The 19,287-nt window shown below is 72.8% G+C and carries 18 protein-coding genes; 11 read left to right on the top strand and 7 right to left on the bottom strand.

Annotated elements, in window-relative coordinates; genetic code table 11:
- The first annotated feature begins 15 nt into the window (after positions 1-15).
- Positions 16-807 carry a peptidoglycan editing factor PgeF gene (pgeF, locus tag G4G93_RS18385; RefSeq protein WP_165086159.1) on the top strand — a complete coding sequence of 264 codons (792 nt, stop codon included), beginning with the start codon at positions 16-18 and terminating at the stop codon, positions 805-807.
- Positions 808-1,117: 310 nt separating this feature from the next.
- Positions 1,118-2,035: an outer membrane protein gene (locus G4G93_RS18380; protein ID WP_165086157.1), complete on the top strand. Its 918-nt coding sequence runs from the start codon at positions 1,118-1,120 to the stop codon at positions 2,033-2,035.
- A gap of 64 nt (positions 2,036-2,099) precedes the next feature.
- Here G4G93_RS18380 and G4G93_RS18375 read toward each other — a convergent pair whose 3' ends face one another.
- On the bottom strand, positions 2,100-2,579 hold the full coding sequence (locus G4G93_RS18375) for an Lrp/AsnC family transcriptional regulator (protein ID WP_165086155.1): 480 nt from the start codon (positions 2,577-2,579) through the stop codon (positions 2,100-2,102).
- A 124-nt stretch (positions 2,580-2,703) separates the two neighbouring features.
- Here G4G93_RS18375 and G4G93_RS18370 point away from each other — a divergent pair, with 124 nt between their 5' ends.
- The 3 genes from G4G93_RS18370 (at position 2,704) to G4G93_RS18360 (ending at position 7,106) form a co-directional block, all read left to right on the top strand.
- On the top strand, positions 2,704-6,183 hold the full coding sequence (locus G4G93_RS18370; protein ID WP_165086153.1) for an indolepyruvate ferredoxin oxidoreductase family protein: 3,480 nt from the start codon (positions 2,704-2,706) through the stop codon (positions 6,181-6,183).
- Positions 6,184-6,399: 216 nt separating this feature from the next.
- Entirely contained in the window at positions 6,400-6,615 is a 216-nt protein-coding gene (locus G4G93_RS18365) for a DUF2842 domain-containing protein (protein WP_165086151.1), read from the top strand.
- A 128-nt stretch (positions 6,616-6,743) separates the two neighbouring features.
- The gene (locus G4G93_RS18360) at positions 6,744-7,106 is read left to right on the top strand and encodes a hypothetical protein (RefSeq protein WP_165086150.1); all 363 of its coding nucleotides are present in this window, start codon (positions 6,744-6,746) and stop codon (positions 7,104-7,106) included.
- A gap of 3 nt (positions 7,107-7,109) precedes the next feature.
- On the opposite strand, the gene G4G93_RS18355 is transcribed toward G4G93_RS18360, so the two are convergent.
- The gene (locus tag G4G93_RS18355; RefSeq protein ID WP_165086148.1) at positions 7,110-8,165 is read right to left on the bottom strand and encodes a polysaccharide deacetylase family protein; all 1,056 of its coding nucleotides are present in this window, start codon (positions 8,163-8,165) and stop codon (positions 7,110-7,112) included.
- A gap of 102 nt (positions 8,166-8,267) precedes the next feature.
- Between G4G93_RS18355 and G4G93_RS18350 the strand changes: the two genes are divergently transcribed.
- Positions 8,268-9,449 carry a GNAT family N-acetyltransferase gene (locus G4G93_RS18350; protein ID WP_165086146.1) on the top strand — a complete coding sequence of 394 codons (1,182 nt, stop codon included), beginning with the start codon at positions 8,268-8,270 and terminating at the stop codon, positions 9,447-9,449.
- A gap of 3 nt (positions 9,450-9,452) precedes the next feature.
- Here G4G93_RS18350 and cobT read toward each other — a convergent pair whose 3' ends face one another.
- Positions 9,453-10,517, bottom strand: a complete 1,065-nt coding sequence (gene cobT, locus G4G93_RS18345; RefSeq protein ID WP_165086144.1) for a nicotinate-nucleotide--dimethylbenzimidazole phosphoribosyltransferase — start codon at positions 10,515-10,517, stop codon at positions 9,453-9,455.
- Between the two features lie 147 nt (positions 10,518-10,664).
- Here cobT and cobS point away from each other — a divergent pair, with 147 nt between their 5' ends.
- The 3 genes from cobS to G4G93_RS18330 are packed head-to-tail and all read left to right on the top strand — an operon-like array spanning position 10,665 to position 12,439.
- Complete coding sequence (gene cobS / locus G4G93_RS18340; RefSeq protein WP_165086348.1) at positions 10,665-11,525, top strand: adenosylcobinamide-GDP ribazoletransferase; 861 nt, start codon at positions 10,665-10,667, stop codon at positions 11,523-11,525.
- Positions 11,525-11,737 carry a DUF1289 domain-containing protein gene (locus tag G4G93_RS18335; protein ID WP_165086142.1) on the top strand — a complete coding sequence of 71 codons (213 nt, stop codon included), beginning with the start codon at positions 11,525-11,527 and terminating at the stop codon, positions 11,735-11,737. The genes cobS and G4G93_RS18335 overlap by 1 nt, the downstream gene beginning before the upstream one ends.
- 3 nt (positions 11,738-11,740) lie before the next feature.
- On the top strand, positions 11,741-12,439 hold the full coding sequence (locus G4G93_RS18330; protein ID WP_165086141.1) for a TIGR02281 family clan AA aspartic protease: 699 nt from the start codon (positions 11,741-11,743) through the stop codon (positions 12,437-12,439).
- Between the two features lie 57 nt (positions 12,440-12,496).
- Here G4G93_RS18330 and G4G93_RS18325 read toward each other — a convergent pair whose 3' ends face one another.
- The 4 genes from G4G93_RS18325 to G4G93_RS18310 form a co-directional block, all read right to left on the bottom strand.
- Positions 12,497-13,372 carry a helix-turn-helix domain-containing GNAT family N-acetyltransferase gene (locus G4G93_RS18325; RefSeq protein ID WP_165086139.1) on the bottom strand — a complete coding sequence of 292 codons (876 nt, stop codon included), beginning with the start codon at positions 13,370-13,372 and terminating at the stop codon, positions 12,497-12,499.
- Positions 13,373-13,505: 133 nt separating this feature from the next.
- Positions 13,506-14,309: a Bax inhibitor-1/YccA family protein gene (locus G4G93_RS18320; RefSeq protein WP_165086137.1), complete on the bottom strand. Its 804-nt coding sequence runs from the start codon at positions 14,307-14,309 to the stop codon at positions 13,506-13,508.
- Positions 14,310-14,542: 233 nt separating this feature from the next.
- Complete coding sequence (locus tag G4G93_RS18315) at positions 14,543-17,113, bottom strand: ABC transporter permease (protein WP_165086135.1); 2,571 nt, start codon at positions 17,111-17,113, stop codon at positions 14,543-14,545.
- Positions 17,114-17,117: 4 nt separating this feature from the next.
- Entirely contained in the window at positions 17,118-17,849 is a 732-nt protein-coding gene (locus tag G4G93_RS18310) for an ABC transporter ATP-binding protein (RefSeq protein ID WP_165086134.1), read from the bottom strand.
- A gap of 174 nt (positions 17,850-18,023) precedes the next feature.
- On the opposite strand from G4G93_RS18310, the gene G4G93_RS18305 reads away from it, so the two are divergent.
- Both G4G93_RS18305 and thpR read left to right on the top strand, forming a co-directional pair.
- On the top strand, positions 18,024-18,656 hold the full coding sequence (locus G4G93_RS18305; protein ID WP_246736875.1) for an arylesterase: 633 nt from the start codon (positions 18,024-18,026) through the stop codon (positions 18,654-18,656).
- Between the two features lie 4 nt (positions 18,657-18,660).
- Positions 18,661-19,215, top strand: a complete 555-nt coding sequence (thpR, locus tag G4G93_RS18300) for an RNA 2',3'-cyclic phosphodiesterase (protein ID WP_165086132.1) — start codon at positions 18,661-18,663, stop codon at positions 19,213-19,215.
- The last annotated feature ends 72 nt before the right edge of the window (positions 19,216-19,287 follow it).

The following is a 19,287-nucleotide window of genomic DNA, read 5'->3' as shown; positions in this document are numbered from 1 at the left end:
CAGGACGATGCCGCGATGTTCATCGAAGCGCCCGAACTCAGCTCCCATGCCGGCCTCCGCCACGCCTTCTTCACCCGTGAGGGCGGCGTGTCGCAGGGTCTCTACGCCTCCCTCAACGGCGGCCTCGGCTCCGGCGACGATCCCGCCCATGTGCACGAGAATCGCCGCCGCATGACGGCCGAGCTCGGCGTGGCGCCGGAGAACCTGGTCAGTCTCTACCAGATCCACTCGCCCGAGGTGGTGGTGGTCGAGGCGCCCTTCGCCGAGCGGCCCCGCGCCGACGCGATGGTGACCCGGGTTCCCGGCCTGGCGCTCGGCATCCTGACCGCCGATTGCGGGCCGATCCTGTTCGCCGATCCGGAGAACCGGGTGGTCGGCGCGGCCCATGCCGGCTGGAAGGGCGCGCTCACCGGCGTGATCGAGGCGACGCTCGCCGCCATGGAGGCCCTGGGCGCGGCGCGCGCCGCGACCGTCGCGGTGCTCGGTCCGACGATCGGGGCCACGGCTTACGAGGTCGGCCCGGAATTCCGCGAGCGCTTCGAGGCTGCCGACGCCGAGAATGCCCGCTTCTTCGCGACAAGCGGCTCGTCCGAGAGCCCGACGCGCGACGCCCACAGCCTGTTCGACCTGCCGGCCTACATCGTCGCGCGGCTCGGCCGCGCCGGTATCGGCGAGGTGGCGAATGTCGGCCTGTGCACCTATTCCGACCCGGACCGCTTCTTCAGCTACCGCCGCACCACCCACCGCGCCGAGCCCGATTACGGCCGGCTCGTCTCGGCGATCGCGCTCACGCCCGACGCTCTCTGACGGGCGGCGACGCAGCTTCCGAATCACCCCGACAGGGCGCCGTTCGTCATTCGTTAGGATTGGCCCGGCAAGCGTAGCAAAAAAATGTGTGGGCACGTGAACCTTGGCCGTTCGCGCGCGTTAAAGGGGTCAAGGAGCCGAGGGAAGGCTCGCGATGAACAGCCATTAAGGCCGCGGTGAAACTCACCAGCGTTGTCGCGAGGACACAGCTTTCCCGGGGCTACCGGGGTATGTCGGGGACACTGCTTCGGATGACCGCCGACCCGCAAACGGGCGCCGTCGCCGCGGCATAGTAGGAAGGACCAGTTCCATGAAGTCGCTTCTCAAGAGCGCTACCGCCCTCGCTGGCATCGTCGTCGCCGGTTCGGCTTTCGCCGCCGACCTGCCGCGCCGCGTCGCCCCGCCGCCGGTCTTCACGCCGGTGCCGGTCTTCACCTGGACGGGCTTCTACGCCGGTTTCAACGCTGGCTACGGCTTCAACACCGCTGACACCCGCGCCCCGACCGTCGTCGGCGTGCCGGCCGGCGCCAACCTCGGCAGCACCGTGTTCGTGAACGCCGCCGGCGCTCCGACCACCGGCGTGCTCGCCTTCGGCAACCGCAACAGCGGCGACGGCTTCGTCGGCGGCGGCCAGATCGGCTACAACTACCAGTTCACCCCGGGCTCGGGCGTGGTCGTCGGCATCGAGGCCGACGCCCAGTACGTCGACTTCGGCCGTGACCGCAACCGCTACGCCTTCGCCACCGCTCCGGGCGGCGGCATCGTCCCCGGCACCCTGGTGTTCAACCCGAACGGCATCTCGGGCCTGGACTACTTCGGCACCGTGCGCGGCCGTCTCGGCTACGCCTGGGACCGCACCCTCGTCTACGCCACCGGCGGTTTCGCCTACGGCTCGGGCGGCGGTCGCGACTTCGGCCTGACCAACAGCTCGCGCGACGAGTTCCAGACCGGCTGGGTCGTCGGCGGCGGCGTCGAGTACGCTCTGCCCACCGACTCGTTCCTGAACTTCTTCCGTTCGTCGGCCGTGACCCTCAAGGTCGAAGGCCTGTACGTGAACCTGGATCAGGGCAACCGCAACAACGGCGTGTTCGCGCAGACCACCAACGGCACGCAGTACTCGGTGTTCTCGCCGGGCGTGGTGTCGGTCGGCCCGGCCAACCTGTACCGTCGCGAGACCGAGTTCGCGGTCGTCCGCGCCGGCCTGAACTACAAGTTCAACGGCTTCTAGTCGTCACACTCCGTCCCCGCGACGGAGCGGAGCCCGGCCTCACGGCCGGGCTCTTTTTTTATGCTCACGCGCCCGTCGGCACCTTCACGCTGAACTTCACCTCGCGCAGGGCGAAGTTCGAGTGGATCTGCTGCACCGCCGGGCAGGAGAACACCGCTTCCTGCAGGAAGCGCTCGTAGTGCTGGGCGTCCCGCACCACGACCCGCAGCAGGTAATCGGCCTGACCGGTGGTCGAGAAGCATTCGAGCACCTCGTCGCGGCCGCCGATCACCCGCTCGAACTCGGCGACGCCCTCGCGGTCGTGCTTGGCCAGCGTCACGTGGGCGAAGACGCATTGGCCGTGGCCGAGCGCCGCCGCGTCGACGAGCGCGACGTAGCCGCGGATGATCCCCCGCTCCTCCAGTGCCTTCAGGCGCCGCCAGGTCGGCGAGGTCGAGAGCCCGATCCGCTGGGCGAGGTCCTGCACCGAGAGCCGTGCATCGTCCTGCAGCGCGTCGAGGATCGCCCGCTCGAAGCGGTCGGGCGCGTCTGCGCGTTCGGGCATGAGCGTTTCCCATTTTCGGTGATTTCGCCCCCGTTCATACCTTCACCACGGCGTTCGAGGAAGTAGACAGGCAGGTTTTACCTCCCAGGGAGGCATAGCCTGGCGGCAGAGGAGACCCCCGCCGATGCCCACGCTCGACCGTGCCTACCGCCTCGACGACCGCTTCGCTCGCTCCGCCGGCCGGGCCTACATGACCGGCACGCAGGCGCTGGTGCGGCTCGTCCTGGCCCAGGCCGCGATCGACCGGCGCGACGGGCTCGACACCGCCGGCCTCGTCTCGGGCTATCGCGGCTCGCCGCTGGGCGCCGTCGACCAGGAATTGTGGCGCGCCAAGGACCGCCTCGCCGCGGCCGGCATCCGCTTCCAGCCCGGCATCAACGAGGACCTGGCGGCGGCAGCCTTGCTCGGCAGCCAGCGGGTGGCGCTCGATCCGGCCGCCACCGTCGAGGGCGTGTTCGGGCTGTGGTACGGCAAGGGCCCGGGGGTCGACCGCTCGGGCGACGCGCTCAAGCACGGCAACGCCTACGGGTCGTCGCCGAAGGGCGGCGTTCTGGTCGTCGCCGGCGACGACCATGGCTGCGTCTCCTCGTCGATGTCGCACCAGAGCGACCTCGCGCTCGCCGCCTGGCACATGCCGGTGATCCATCCCGCGGGAATCGCCGAGTACGAGGCGTTCGGCCTGTGGGGCTTCGCCGCATCGCGCTTCTCCGGCGCCTGGGTCGGCTTCAAGGCGATCTCCGAGGTGGTCGAGGGCGCCGCCTCGATCGAGCTCGCGCCGCTGCCGCGCTTCGCTCCCCCCGATTTCACCCCCCCGCCGGGCGGCCTTCACATCCGCTGGCCCGACCTGCCGAGCCTCGCCATCGAGGCCCGGGCCCTCGGGAAGCTCGACGCGATCCGCGCCTTCGCCCGCGCCAACCCCCTCGACCGGCTGGTCGTGGCGCCCGAGAGACCCCGGCTGCTCGTCGTCACCGTCGGCAAGGCCCATGGCGACGCGATGGAGGCGTTCCGCCTCCTCGGCCAGGACCCGGACGCGCTCGGGGCTGCCGGCGTCGCGGTCCTGAAGGTCGGCCTCGTCCATCCCCTCGACACCGCAGGGATCGCCGCCGTCGCGGCGGGGGTCGAAACCGTGCTGGTGATCGAGGAGAAGGCGGCGCTGGTCGAGCGCCAGCTCCGCGACGGGCTCTACGACCTCCCCGCCGACCGGCGCCCGCGCATCCTCGGCAAGCGCGACGCGGCGGGAGCCCCCCTCGTCCCGGAGGTCGAGGAGCTGCGTCCCTCACGCCTCATCGGCCTCCTGGCCGACACCTTGCGCGGCCTCGGCCTCGCGGTGCGAGAGCCGGAGCCCGTTCAGGCCGCCCCGGCTCCCGCCTCCCGGCCGCTGCCGGTCCGCACGCCGTATTTCTGCTCCGGCTGCCCGCACAACACCTCGACCCGGGTTCCGGAGGGCTCGCAGGCGCGGGCCGGCATCGGCTGCCACTTCATGGCGAACTGGATGGAGCGCGACACCACCGGCATCGTGCCGATGGGCGCCGAGGGCGTGGACTGGACCGGCCAGGCGCCATTCACCCGCCAGACCCACGTCTTCCAGAATCTCGGCGACGGGACCTATTTCCATTCCGGCCACGCGGCGATCCGGCAGGCGGTCGCGAGCGGGACCAACATCACCTACAAGATCCTCTACAACGACGCCGTGGCGATGACCGGCGGTCAGCCGGTCGACGGGGTGCTCACCGTGCCGCAGATCACCCGCCTGATGGCCGCCGAAGGCGCGCGCCGGGTGGTGGTGGTGTCCGACGATCCCGACCGGGTGGCGCAGGCCGCCACCCGCGATCCCCTCGGCCCCGGCGTCACCGTGCATCACCGCGACGACCTCGACGCCGTGCAACGCGAATTGCGCGAGACGAAGGGCGTCACGGTTCTCGTCTACGACCAGACCTGCGCCACCGAGGCGCGCCGGCGGCGCAAGCGCGGCCTGACCGCCCCCGCCCCGCGTCGCGCAGTCATCAACCCGCTGGTCTGCGAGGGCTGCGGCGATTGCCAGGCGAAGTCGAACTGCCTCTCGGTCGTCCCGGTCGAGACCGAGTTCGGCCGCAAGCGCGCCATCGACCAGACCGGCTGCAACAGCGACCTCTCCTGCCTCAAGGGCTTCTGCCCGTCCTTCGTCACCCTGGAGGGCGCGACGCCGCGGCGCCGGCCGGGCGTCGCCGTCGCGCCCGAGGCCGTCGCGTCCCGCGCCGCCGCGCTCGCGGAGCCCGACACCGCGCTCGGGCCCGCGCCCTACGAGATCCTGGTCGCCGGCGTCGGCGGCACCGGGGTGGTGACGGTGGGCGCGCTCATCACCATGGCGGCGCATCTCGAGGGGCGCGGCGCCAGCGTGCTCGACTTCATGGGCTTCGCCCAGAAGGGCGGGCCAGTGCTCTCCTTCGTGCGGCTGGCCGCGGAGCCCGGTGCCCTCCATCAGGTGCGGATCGATCGCGGCCGGGCCGATGCGGTGCTGGCCTGCGACCTCGTGGTGGCGGCCAGCCCCGACGCCGCCGCGGTGATCGACCCCGCCCGCACCCGCATCGTCGCCAACACCCACGAGATCCCGACCGGCGCCACCTTGCGCGACCCGAATGCCCGCATCGACACCCGCATGCTCGAGAGCCTGCTCGCCCGCCGGGTCCGCGCCGGGGCCTTGCGCAGCCTCGACGCCCAGGCGATGGCCGCGCGGCTGATCGGCGACGCCCAAGCCGCCAACGTGCTGCTCCTCGGCTTCGCCTGGCAATGCGGCCTGGTTCCGGTCTCGCGCGCCGCCCTCGACCAGGCGGTGGCGCTGAACGGCGTCGCGGTCGCGGGCAACCGCCTGGCCCTCGCCTGGGGCCGGCTGCTCGCCGCCGACCCGGCCTTCGTCGAGGCGCAGGTCGCGCCGGAGGCGCCGCCGGCCGAGGATCTCGACGCGGTGACCGCCCGCCGGGCGGAGTACCTGGCTGCCTACCAGGACGGAGCTTACGCGGCGCGCTACCGCGCCCGGGTGGCGGCCGTGCGGGAGCGGGGCGGCGATGCGCTGGCCGAGGCCGTCGCCCGCTCGCTGTTCAAGCTGATGGCGGTCAAGGACGAGTACGAGGTGGCGCGCCTCCAGTCCGATTCCGCCTTCCACGCCCGCCTCGCCGCGGAGTTCGAGGGCCCGGGCCCCGGCGGCCCGCTGCGCCCGACCTTCCACCTCGCCCCGCCCTTCCTCGCCCGGACCCGGCCCGGTGAATCCGAGCCGCGCAAGATCGCGTTCGGGCCTTGGATGCTGCCGGTCCTGCGCGGGATCGCCGCCCTGAAGGGCCTGCGCGGCCGCCGCCTCGATCCCCTGCGACTGATCGCCGAGCGGCGGGAGGAACGGGCGGTGCTGGGTGCCTACGAGGCGCAGATCGACGCCGCGCTCGCCCTCGTCGGCCGCGCCGACCCCGCGACCTTGCGCGACCTCCTCGCCGCGCCGGAGGCGATCCGCGGCTTCGGCCCGGTCAAGGCGCGGGCGATCGCGGACTGGCGCGCGCGGAGCGAGGCGCTGCTGGCGGCGGCGCGCGCCGGCAACGATGCGGGGGCGCCGCTGTCGCGGGCGGGGTCGGCCCGATAATGCCGGTCATGCCATTCTCTCACCTCATCCTGGGGGCTGCGTGCAGCAGCACTTCCAGGATGAGGGCGAGGGCAGGATAGGGAAGGCCCCCGAGCTCTCTTCGACACAATCGACCAATCGAGATCTTCCCCCCCCTGCGTCGGCCAGCCTGATTGCGGCGGGATGGCGCCTCGCGTAGGCGGTATCGCAACGCCGCCACCGCCACAGGTTGCCTCGATGCGTCGCCGGACCCGTTCCTTCCTCGGGGCGATCGCCATGATTGCCTTCGTGATCGTCTACGCGCCCCTCGCCATGGCGCTTGCGGACAGCCGCATCGCCGAGACGCCGGCGGTGGTGCAGTCGGTGCTCTACGCGATCCTCGGCATCGCCTGGATCTTCCCGCTGATGCCGCTGATCCGCTGGATGGAACGGCCCGACCGCGATCCGGCCTGACGGTGTGAACCGTCCGGTTCACGCCGGCTTTTCGCCCAAAACCGCTGCCAGAGACCGGGATGCGGCCGTCCGGCGCGCGCCCTCGTCCCGTACAGTCCTCTCGAACCCCGCAAGGCAGCCCCAGGCCCATGCGCCACGCGCTCGCGCTCTTCTTCCTCCTCGGCTCCCTCACCGGCGCCGCCCTGGCCCAGGGTGCCCCGCGCTCCGTCGGCGATTGCGAGCGCATCAAGGGCGACCTGGCCTACAACCAGTGCCTGTCGCTGTTCGGCCCCGCCGCGAAGAGCCTCGCGGCCGCCGCAGTCCCGGCGGCCACGACCGCGATCCCGCGCCTGCCCGAGCCTCCGTCCCTGGGTGAGGCCGCCGAGCCGGCGGCTCCGCGCGGCCGCCGCGGCTGGACCCGGCGCCTGCGCGGCGGGCGCCAGAGCGCGACCTTCGCGGTCATCAGCGGCGGCGGCGAGGGCCGGCACTACCGCCGCCGGCGGCACCGGTGAGCCTCACCCGACATTGAGGCGTCGGCCACGGTTCCAGGCCAGGAACGGCACGCCCGAAAGCAGGGCGCTCAGGGCCGCATCGCTCTGGAAGCAGCCGTTGACCGAGACCCGCGGCAGGGCATGCAGGTGCGCGGCGTGCCCGGAGAACAGGTGGCCGGGCCGCGTCGTCACGGCGGTGCGATAGCCGGCCTCGCGAGCGAGCGCGAAGTCCCGCACCCCGGCCGAGCCCGGATCGCCGACCGGGTAGGAGAAATGCTCCGGCACCCGGCCGAGCAAGGCGGCGAGCCGGGCCCGCCCCTCGACGATCTCCCGCCGGGCGGTCGCGTCGTCGTGCTTGGCGAGCATCGGATGCGACAGGGTGTGGGCGGCGAGCGTCACCGCCTCGTCGCGGGCGAGATCGCGCAGCTCGGGCCCCGACAGGCACAACTCGCCGGCGATCCGCTCCGCCGCGACTCCCGCCTCGGCGCAGAGCCGCAGGGTTGCGGCGCGCAACCGCTCCTCCGGCCCGGCCCGCAGGGCACGGTAGGCCTCGGCGAAGGCGGAGGATTTCCGGCCCGCATCGCCGGCGGCAAGGTCGAGCCCGACCTCAGGCAGCCGCACCCGGTCGAGGGCGCCGATCGCGCGTTCGAGCTCGATCCACCACAGCCGGCCGGTCCCGGCGGCGAAATCGTGGGTGACGAACAGGGTCCAGGGCGCGCCGTGGCGGCGCAGGACCGGGGCCGCGTGTTCGAGGTTGTCGCGGTAGCCGTCGTCGAAGGTCAGCACCGCGAAGGGCGGGCCGTCCTCACCCAGGCGCCGCGGCAGCTCGGACAGCGGCACGATCGCGAAGCCGCGCGCCCGCAGGGTGATCAGCGTGCGGTCGAGGAAGGTCGGGGTGATCGCGAGCAGCCGGTTCGGCGCATAGGCGCCCGGCGGCGGCTCGTCCGGGTGGACGTGGTGGAACGTCAGGATCACGCCGCGGCCGCGAGCGGCCGGCGCCAGCCAGCGGTCGGCCCCCGTAGCCGTGATGGCGGCGAAGCCGGCGTGGAACAGGCGATGGCGGGCGGCGGCGGAGAGCATGACCGCATCCTCACCCGGGTCCGCCAAAGCTTCGTTACGTCGTTTGCGGATTCTGCACGCTTGCCCGGTAGCCCTTCGGAGGACCATGCGAGGGTTGAGGCGATGGGCGGGACGGTGCAACTCGCGGCGGACGGCGCGGCGGCCGAGGCGATGCCGGCCGTCGGGCTGATCGCGGAGATCTTCTCGACTCTCGCGGCGGCGGAAGGTCCCTGGCGCGCCCTCGAGGCGATGCCCGGCGTCCTGATGACGCCCTACCAGCGCTTCGACTGGGTGAGCGCCTTCGCGACCGCCCTGCCCGGAGGCGCCCGCCCCTGCCCGGTGCTGCTGCGCGACGCCGACGGGCGGCCCCGGGCGCTGCTGCCGCTGGCGGTGACGCGCGAGGCCGGCATCCGGGTCGCCCGGGTGATCGGTGGCAAGCACGCGAACTACCACATGCCGGTCTTCGCCGGTCCCGAGGCCGCCGCCCTGCCTGAGGCGGCCTACCGGGAGGCCCTCGCCCAGGCCGGGCGCCGCGCGGGCATCGACGTGATCCACCTCGTCGACCAGCCGCGCCTCTGGAACGGGGTGGTGAACCCCCTGGCGCGGGGCCCGGCCTCGCCGAGCGACGGCTACGGCCTGGCGCTCGAGGCCGATCCGGACGCGGTGCTCAAGCGCGTCCTCAGCGGCGATGCCCGGCGCAAGCTGCGCCAGAAGGAGAAGTGGCTGGTCGCCGCCCATGGCCCGGTGGAGCATCACGTCGCGGCGGATGCGGCCGGGGGCGAGGCGATCCTCGCCGCCTACCTCGCCCAGAAGGCGGAGCGCTTCGCCCAACTCGGGATCGCCGATCCCTTCGCCGACCCCGGGGCGCGACGCTTCCTCGCCGACGCGCACCGGGCCGGTGCCCTGGAATTGCACGCCCTGCGCACGGAGGGCGGGCGCGTCCTCGCGACCTTCGTCGGCGCCGTCGATGCGCGCCGGTTCAGCGGCATGCTGACCTCGTTCGATCCCGATCCGGCGCTCGCCCGGTTCAGCCCCGGCGACCTGCTGCTCCAGTCGCTGATCCGCGACCAGTCCTTACGCGGCCGTACCGCCCTCGATCTCGGCGTCGGCGAGGCGCGCTACAAGGCCAGCGTCTGCGACCAGTCCATCGGCCTCGTCGACACCGTGCTGCCGGTGAGCCTGCGCGGCCGGGCCTTCGGCCTCGCCGCGGAGGCCGGCGGGCGCCTGAAGCGGCGGATCAAGCGCGATCCGCGGCTGTGGGCGCTGGTCGGGCGGGTGCGCAAGGCGATGGCGCGGCCGGCCTGACGCTCAGGCGACCGGCCCCGACACCCCTGCCTGGTCGAAGGTCGCCATCTCGCGGTGGCAGGCCACCGCCGCCTTGACGACCCCGAGCGCCAGGGCCGCGCCGCTGCCCTCGCCCAGGCGAAGCCCCAGATCGAGGAGCGGGCGCAGGCCGAGGCGCTCCAGCACCGCCGAATGGTCGCCCTCGGCCGAGACGTGGCCGGCGAGGCAGTGGTCGAGGGCGCGGGGATCGATGGCGTGGAGCAGGGCCGCCGCGGCGGTCGAGACGTAGCCGTCGATCACCACCGGCACCCGCTGCAGCCGGGCCGCCAGGATGGCGCCCGCCATCGCGGCGATCTCGCGGCCGCCGAGACGGGCCATCACCGCGAGCGGATCGTCGAGGTGGCCCTGGTGACAGGCGAGCGCCGCCTCCACCGCCGCGACCTTGCGGCGAAAGCCCGCCTCGTCGATGCCGGTGCCGCGGCCGACCCACCGGGCCGGCTCGCCGCCGTAGAGAGCGGCGTAGATCGCCGCCGCCACCGTGGTGTTGCCGATGCCCATCTCGCCGACGGCGAGACCGTCGGTGCCCGCCGCCACCGCCTCCATGCCGAACGCCATGGTGGCGACGCAGGCCTTCTGGGTCATCGCCGGCTCGGTGGTGATGTCCCCGGTCGGCATGTCGAGGGCGAGGTCGAACACCTTGAAGCCGAGGCCGTAGGCGGCGCAGATCTGGTTGATCGCCGCCCCCCCGGCGGCGAAGTTGTCGAGCATCTGGCGGTTGACCGCCGACGGATAGGCCGAGACGCCCCGCTCCGCCACGCCGTGGCTGCCGGCGAAGACGCAGACCAGCGGCCGGTCGAGGCTCGGCGGCGCCTTGCCCTGCCAGGCGGCCATCCAGGCGGCGAGGAATTCGAGCCGCCCGAGGCTGCCGGCGGGCTTGGTCAGCAGCGAGTCGCGGGCCGAGACCTCGGCGGCGGCGGCCTCGTCCGGCCCCGGCATGGTGGCGATCAGGCGGCGGATGTCGTCGAACGGCGTCGCGTCGGTCGGGATGCCGGCAGTCGGCGGAGTGTCGTTTGCGGGAATGTCGGCCATGGCGAGCGGTGTCCTGCGGGGGCAACCCGGGCGGCGGGCTTTCGTGCGGCGTGCAGATACAGCAAAATGGCGCCGAGGAGCGAATCCGCAGGGCGAACCCGCCCGCGGGTCGATGGCGTCGGGATGAGTTGTGTGATGGCGACCGAGATGAACGCCGGGTCCGGCCGGGCGGACGATCGGGCCGACGACGATGTCGTGCCGCCTCCGCCCCCGTCCGCCCCGTGGCCGCCCCTCGCCGACCTCGCCGCCTGCCTGCGCTTCTACAGCCGCCTGCCGGTCCCGGCCCTGCCGGGCGAGACCGACCGTCACGCCGCGCCCGACTTCCGCACCGTGCCCAGGATGCTGCCGCTCGCCGGCCTGGTGATCGGCCTGCCCGGCGCCGTCGCGCTGGCCGCATCCCTGGCGCTCGGGCTCGGGCCGTTCCTTGCCGCGACCCTGGCGCTCGCCTTCGCCACCCTGGTCACCGGGGCGCTGCACGAGGACGGCCTCGCCGACGTGGCGGACGGGTTCGGAGGCGGCCTGACGGTTGCCCGGCGCCTCGAGATCATGCGCGACAGCCGGATCGGCGCCTACGGGGCCGCCGCGCTGGTCCTGTCCTATGCGCTCCGCATCGGTGCCCTGGCGACTTTGGCCGACCGGATCGGCTGGCGCGTCGCCGTGGCGTTCCTGGCGGCCGCATCCCTGTCGCGCACCGCCGCCCTGTGGCCGCTCTGCCGGCTGCCCCCCGCCCGCCCGGACGGCGCCGCCCACGCGGTCGGCCGGCCGACGGGCGGAACCCACGCCACCGCCTGGGCGCTCTGCCTCGTCCTGCTGGCCGGCGCGCTTCTCCTCGGCCTGCCCTGGCTCGGCCTCTGCCTTGCCGGCCTCCTCGCCTTTCTGGCCGCCTGGACCCTGACCCGGATGGCCGCGCGCCTCGTCGGCGGCCAGACCGGCGACGTGATCGGGGCGAGCCAGCAGATGGCCGAGATCGCCGCCCTCCTCGCCCTCGTGATCGCGATTCCCGCCTGATGCCCGCCTCCAGCCCTTGCATCCGCCTCTGCATCCTCGATCCCGTCACCGGCCTGTGCGAGGGCTGCGGCCGCACCGGCGCCGAGATCGCCGCCTGGGGCTCCCTGTCCGAGGCCGAGCGGCTGCGGATCATGGCAACCCTGCCGGCGCGCCTCGCCGCCCTCGACGCCGGGGCCGGACCGGCGCCCGATCCGGCCGCGGCGGTCGCCTGACCGGTGCCGGGCGCCGTCGGCATCGGGTTCCTGCTCCTCGCCTGCGCCGCCGCCCTGGCGCATCTCGGCGGGCGCGAGGTCGCGGGCCTGCGGCCGGACGAGGCGGCCGCTCTCGCAGGTGCGGGCGGAGCCGCCCTGATGGTGCTGAACGGCGTCGGCCACCGGTTCCGGGCGGGCATCGGCGAGGGGCTGGTCGCGCTGCTGGCCTGGGGCCTCGTCGGCGCCGGGGGTGCCGTGCTCTACACCCATCGCGACCAGGCGCGGGACATGGCGTTCCGGACGCTGGCCGAGATGAGCCCCGGCCAGCCGGTCTCCGGGCCCGGCAAGGAGGTGGTGATCGCGCGCCGGGTCGATGGCGGCTTCACCGTGCAGGCGACGGTCAACGGCCGCGCCGAGGCCTTCATCTTCGATACCGGCGCCAGCGCGGTGGTGCTCACCGCCGAGACCGCCGCCGCACTCGGCATCCGCCCGGGCGCCGCCGCCTACCGGGTCCAGGTCCAGACCGCCAACGGCCGCACGGCTGCGGCGCCGGTGGTCCTCGACACGGTGGCGGTCGGCGCGATCAGCGAGACCCGGGTGGCCGCCCTGGTGACGCGGCCCGGGGCCTTGAGCGTCAACCTGCTCGGGATGAGCTTTCTGGAGCGGCTGGCCTCGTACGAGGTGCGGGGGAGCCGGCTGATCCTGCGGGGGGCGCGAGGGTGAACCTCCGTCGATGACGCGAAGGGCGGCGGCACCGGAGGACGCCCTGGATCGGGGTCGTCACAGGCGCTTCTCGAAGAAGAAATCCGGATACGGATCGTCGTTGAACCGGTCGATCTCCACCCACCCCGTCCGACGGTAGAGCTGCAGCGCTTCGGTGAGCGCGCTGTTCGAATCGAGCCGCAGGGTCGTGATCGCGAGATTCCGCGCCGCGTCCTCCGCCGCCTTCATCAGCCGCCGGGCGAGTCCGAGGCCGCGGGCGGAGGGGCAGACCCAGAGGCGCTTGATCTCCGCCCTCTCGCCGCCCTTGCCCTTCAGCCCGACGCACCCGATCGGCCTCCCGTCCGACAGCGCGACCAGGAAGGCGCCGCGCGGCCGCATCATGTCGGCGGCCTCGGGGTCGCGGGAGAGCGCGACGTCGAACCCGGTCGCGAGGCGCCGACCGAGTTCGGCGTAGTATTCGGTGAGGCAATGGACGGCCGCCTCGGAGCGCGGGTCGCATTCCTCGACGGCGATCCGCTCACGGCCGAGCGCGGTGGCGACGAGGTCCATGGCGCGCAGAAGTTCCTCGGCGCGCGGGAAGCGTTCCACCAGGGACGAGGCCTGGGCGTTCGACAGCGCCTCGTAGGCGGCGAATTCCCTGCGGCCGGCTTCGGTCAGGGCGGCGACGCGGCGGCGGGCGTCTCCCGGATGAGGCAGCGTGACCACCAGCCCTTCCTCCTCGAGGCCGCGCAGGAGCCGGCTCATCAAGCCGGAATCGAGCCCGAGATAGTCGCGAAGCGCACCGACCTCGCCGCGCCCATGCCCGATGGCGTTGAGCACCCGGGCGGCGCCGAGCGGCCGGCCGCGGCCGAGGAACGAGGTGTCGAGGGCCCCGACCTCGGCGGTCACGGCCCGGTTGAAGCGGCGGATGCGGGAAACGGCGTCGATCGGCATGTCGCTGACCTAAGTCAGACAATCCGTGCCGTCAATCGGCTCCGGTCGCCGCCCAAAAAAAAGCCCCGGCCTGGACGGCCGGGGCTTCCGTATCGCGTGTCAGGGGCGGTCGCCCGCCCCGGCCTCGCTTGCCTTAGTTGTTCCGGTTGCCCATCAGCGAGAGCAGGAACTGGAACATGTTGATGAAGTCGAGGTAGAGCGTCAGAGCGCCGACCACCGACACCTTCGCGGCGGTCTCACCGTCGAAATTGCCGTAGAGGTACATTTCCTTGAGCTTCTGCGTGTCGTACGCAGTCAGGCCGGCGAAGATCAGCACGCCGATGACCGAGATCGCGAACTGGAGCGCGGAAGAGGCCAGGAAGATGTTGACCAGGCTGGCGATGACGAGACCGATCAGGCCCATCACCAGGAACGAGCCGATGCCTGAGAGGCTGCGGGTCGTCGTGTAGCCGTAGAGGCTCAAGCCGCCGAAGGCGGCCGCGGTGATGAAGAAGACCTGGACCACGCTCGCGCCGGTGTAGCGGAGCAGCAGCGTCGAGAGCGACGCACCCATCACCGCCGCGAAGGCGAAGAAGGTGGTGCGGGCCGACGAGGCCGACATCCGGTCCATCCGGAACGAGAACAGGAAGATGAAGGCGAGCGGCGCGAGCGCGATCACCCACATCAGCGGCGTGGCGTAGAGCGTGCGGCCGAAGCTGGTCAGCGGGATCGAGCCGATCCGCGCCACCGCATCCGCCTGCGACGTCGCCACCGCGAGCTTGTTGATGCCGACCGCCACCAACCCCGAGATACCGAGGCCGACGATCATGTTGTTGTAGACGCCGAGCATGAACGCGCGCAGGCCTTGGTCGACCTGGACCTGGCTCGGGGCGTAGCCCGTGGGGCCCCCGTAGCCGCTCGCGTTGCCCTGCCGGAACGGGCTGTTCTCGAATGCCATGGGAGATTCCTTCGGAAGCTCACTCTAGCGTGGATCCTGGTGCGAGGTTCTCACGCGACCCTCGGACGCTTGCGCGTCGGATCGGCGGCCTCGCCCTCGCGGGCCCGTCCGCCTTGACGGGAATATGTGGGGTGCGGCGGGCGCGCACAAGGGCGTGAGCGAATCCGACCCGCGTCGGATCACTGAAAAACCCAAGGTCAATCCGCCGCAGGCCATACGGAGGATTAACAACCCTACAGATTACGTAGGTACTGGGCCGGCATCTGGCTTAAAATGCGCCAAGTGCCGGCGAGCCCGAGCAGAATCGCCACCACGACGGCCAGGAAAGCCGCCAGCACGGCCCCCGAGAGGTCGAGGGCGAAATCGAGGTGCATGACCCTGGTGAGGATCACCCACCCGGCCAGCGTCCCGGCGGCGAGGCCGAAAAGCGCCGTGGCGATCCCCAGCGCCCCGTACTCCATCGCGTAGGCGGAGAGCAGGCGCGCCCTCGTGGCGCCGAGGGTCTTGAGCACCACCGCGTCGTAGAGCCGGGCCCGGTGGCCGGCGGCGAGCGCGCCGGCCAGCACGAAGAGGCTGGTGGCGATCGCCACCGCGCTGGCGCCGCGGATCGCGAACACGAGCTTGCCGACGAGGTCGTTGACCGCGTCGAGGGCGTCCTTCACCCGCACGCTGCTCACCGAGGGAAATTCCCTGGCCGCGTCGCGCAGGATGCGGGCCTCGAGGGCGGCGTCCGGCCCCTCCGGCAGGGTCAGGGTCGCGAGGTCGCTGTGCGGCGCCCCCCGGAAGGTGCCCGGCGAGAACACCATCACGAAGTTGATGCCGAGGTTGCGCCACTCGACGTGGCGCAGGTTGGCGATCGTGACGGTCAGGCTGCGCCCGAGCACGTTGACGGTGACCGTGTCGCCGACCTTGAGCTTGAGGCTGCGGGCGAGCTGGTCGTCGAAGGAGACGAGCGGCTTCCCGGCCTCCTCGCCCTTCCACCATTGCCCGGCGGTGATCCGCGAGCCGTCCGGCAGGTCTTCCGCGTAGGTGATGCCGCGGTCGCCGTCGAGCACCCAGGCGGCGTCCTCGCCGGCCTTGATCTGGCCGGCCGGCACGCCGTTCAGCGCGGTGATCCGCCCCCGCATCATCGGCACCCGCTCGATCTTGCCCCGGGGCGCGGCGCGCCCGAGGAACTGGTCGAACGCCTCCGAGTCGCGGCTCGGGATGTCGAGGAAGAACAGGCTCGGCGCCCGGGCCGGCAGCGAACGGGTCAGCGTCCGGGTGATGTTGGCGTCGATCAGGCTCAAGGTCACCAGCAGGGTGATCCCGAGCCCGAGCGACAGCACGATCGAGGGGGTCAGCGCCCCCGGGCGATGGAGGTTGGCAAGCGCCAGGCGCGGCGCGGCCCTGGTCGGGCGCGGCAGGCGGCGGGCGAGCGCCATCAGCCCGGCAGCGACGAGGCGCAGCAGCCCGAAGGCGAGGCCGGCCGCCGCGATGAAGATCAGCGCCACCCCGCGGTCGTAGGCGGTGGCGAGCGCGAGGCCGACGAGGCCGGCGAGGGCGAGCGCCAGGATCGCCAGGTAGAACGGCCGCGGCCAGCGCCGGTTCGGATCGACGGTGTCGCGGAACAGCCCCGAGACCGCGACGTCGTGGGCGCGGCCGAGCGGCCCGATCGCGAAGGCGAGCGCCGTGAGCACGCCGTAGAGGGCGGCGACCGCCAGCTCGCCCGGCGCCAGCGTCGGGTTGAGCGGCAGCGGCAGCAGGGATCCGAAGGCGGCGTCGAGCGCGAAGGGCAGCACCGCGCCGACGACGACGCCGGCGGCGATGCCGATCCCGGCGATCAGCATGACCTGCGTCAGGTAGATCCCGACCACCCGGCTGCCGGGGGCGCCGAGGCTCTTGAGGGTCGCGATCGAGGCCCGCTTGCGCTCGACGAAGGCCCGCACCGCGTTGGCGACGCCGACGCCGCCGACGAGGAGCGCGGTGAGGCCGACCAGGGTCAGGAACTGGGTGAAGCGCTCGATGCTGCGGGCGAAGCGCGGATCGGCGTTGAGCCGCGAGCGGATCTCCCAGCCTGCCTCCGGCAGGGCCGTCTTGGCCTCGCTCATGGCCGTCTCGACCGCGGCATCGTCGCCCTCCGGCAGCGTCACCCGGTAGACGAACTTGTTGAGGCTGCCGGGCTGAACGAGCCCCGAGGCCCGGAGCGCGTCGAGCGACACCATCAGGCGGGGCCCGAAGCCGATGCCGCCGGCGATCTTGTCCGGCTCGGCTGTCAGCACCGTGCGCAGCACGATCTGGGCCCCGCCGACGGTGAGCCGGTCGCCGAGCTTGAGGTCGAGGCGAGCCAGCAGCGCCGTGTCGGCGGCGGCGCCGTAGGCCCCGTCGCGGAGGGCAAAGATCTCGGCCGGCGGCATCGCAGGCTCGGTCGTCAGCGCGCCGACCGCCGGGTAATCGGGCCCGACCGCCTTCAGCTCGACGAGGGCTGCGCCCTTGTCCCCGGCCGAGGCCATGGCGCGGGTGAAGCCCACGACCGAGACGCGGCCACGCGCATCGAGGAAGGCCTTCTCCTGCGGGCTCGCCTCGCGATGGATCAGCCCGAAGGTGATGTCGCCGCCGAGGATCCGCCGCCCCTCGCGGGCAAGCCCGTCGGAGAGCGAGCGCGACAGCGATGCGACGCCCGCGATGGTGGCGACGCCGATGGCGATGCAGGCGAGCAGCACCGCGAATCCGCGCAGGCCCCCGCGCAGCTCGCGCATCGCGAGGCGCAAGGTGAGCGGCAGGCGAGACGGCTGTCCGGGGACCTTCGGGAACGTGCCGTGCATGGGGTCAGGCGCTCGCGCGAGCGTCGAGACGCGCGTCGGGGCGAGCGTCGAGGGATGTGTCGATCAACCCCGAACGCAGCCGCACCGTGCGGTCGCACAGGCGGGCGAGGCCGGGATCGTGGGTGACGAGGACCAGGGTGGCGCCGCGGTCGCGCTTGAGGGAAAAGAGCAGGTCGACGATCTGCGCGCCGGTCGCCTCGTCGAGGTTGCCGGTCGGCTCGTCGGCGACGAGGATCGCCGGCTCGGGCGCCACCGCCCGGGCGATCGCCACGCGCTGCTGCTCGCCGCCGGAAAGCTGGGCCGGGTAATGGTGCAGGCGATGGCCGAGGCCGACCGCCTCCAGCTCCCGCGCCGCCCGGACATGGGCATCGGGCGCATCGGCGAGTTCGAGCGGCAGCGCGACGTTTTCCAACGCCGTCATGGTCGGCACGAGGTGGAAGGACTGGAACACGATGCCGATGCGCCGGCCGCGGAAGCGGGCCAGCGCGTCCTCGTCGAGCCCGGCGAGATCGGTTCCCTCGATCACCACCCGCCCCGAATCCGGCCGCTCCAGCCCGGCCATGGTCATCAGCAGGGTCGACTTGCCCGAGCCCGAGGGGCCGACGAGGCCGACCGCCTCGCCGGGAGCCACGGCGAGCGAGATGCCCTTGAGGATATGGACCCGGGCTGCGCCGCGGCCGAGGCTGAGATCGACGCCGTCGAGCGCGATCGCCGGTCCGGTGGCCTTGTCGGTCATGCAGGGAAAGCCGATCTGTAGCGCGGCGACCGCTCAAGGGTCGCCGCCGGAGGTGACGTGTTGGGACGGACCTACGCAGGACAAACGGCCCGTCGGCCCGATATGGGCCGTGCAAGGGTGGTTCGCCATGATGGCCGCCGCGCGGCGCTCGCATTTCTGATCGTTTCGGTGCTGATGACGCTCGTGACGCCGCTCCGCGCGCAGGACACGTCCAGGGTCCCCGACACTGCCTCCAGGGCGCGGCCCCTGAACCTCGTCGCCCTGGGCGACAGCCTGATGGCCGGTTACGGCCTGCCGGCGGCGGCCGCTTTCCCGATGCAGCTCGAAGCGGCGCTGAAGGCCCGCGGCCACGCGGTCACGGTCGCCAATGCGGGTGTGTCCGGCGACACCGCGACCGGAGGGCTCGACCGGGTCGACTGGTCGGTGCCGGACGGGACCGACGGGGTGATCCTGGAGCTCGGCGCCAACGACATGCTGCGCGGCGTCGATCCGGCGGTCACCGAGAAGGCCCTCGACGCGATCATCGCCAGGCTGAAGGCTCGCGGCATCCCGGTGATGCTCGCCGGCATGCGGGCACCGCCGAATCTCGGGCCCGATTACGGCAAGCGCTTCGACGCGATCTATCCGCGGCTGGCCGCGCGATACGGCCTGATCCTCTACCCGTTCTTCCTCGACGGCATCGCGGGCGACCGCGGCCTCAACCTCGCGGACGGCCTGCACCCGACCAAGGACGGCGTCGCCCGGATCGTCTCCGGCATCCTGCCGAGCGTCGAGGATTTCCTGGCGCGCCTGCGGAAGGGGGCGTGAGCCCATGCCGCGGCTGTTCACCGGGATCGAGGTCCCGCCCGAGACCGGGCTCCTGCTCGGCGCCTTCCGGGGCGGCCTGCCCGGGGCCCGCTGGGTCGAGCCTGCCGATTACCACGTTACCCTGCGCTTCATCGGCGACGTCGATGGCGGGCTCGCGGACGAGATCACCGAGGCCTTGTCCGCGATCCGGCCCCGCCCTCCCCTGACGCTCGTCCTCGACGAACTGGCGGTGTTCGGCGGCGAGAAGCCGCATTCGCTCTTCGCCCGCGTCGAGCCCGATCCCGACCTCGGCGAGCTGCAGGCCGAGCACGAGCGCATCCTGCGCCAGCTCGGCGTCCCGCCCGATACGCGGCGCTTCACGCCCCACGTCACGCTGGCGCGGCTCAAGCGCGGCGCCGGCCCGGACGGGGTGGCGCAATACCTGGCGATGCAGCCGGTCTTCCCGCGGCTGTCATTCATCGCCGGGCGAGTGGCCCTGTACTCGGCCCGGGACTCGGTCGGCGGCGGTCCCTACGTGGTCGAGGCGGCGTATCCGCTGGCCGAGGAAGACGACGCCTGACGGCCCTCCTGGAGCAGCGCCCGATCGCGTCGCCACCGGACGCTGGTCTCAATTTTCGATCTTGCCGCTTCG

The sequence above is a fragment of the Methylobacterium sp. DB0501 genome (genome assembly GCF_011043735.1).
GTDB lineage: Bacteria > Pseudomonadota > Alphaproteobacteria > Rhizobiales > Beijerinckiaceae > Methylobacterium > Methylobacterium alsaeris.
Note: the sequence above shows the minus strand (reverse complement) of the source record. Positions and strands in the feature narration are given on the sequence as shown.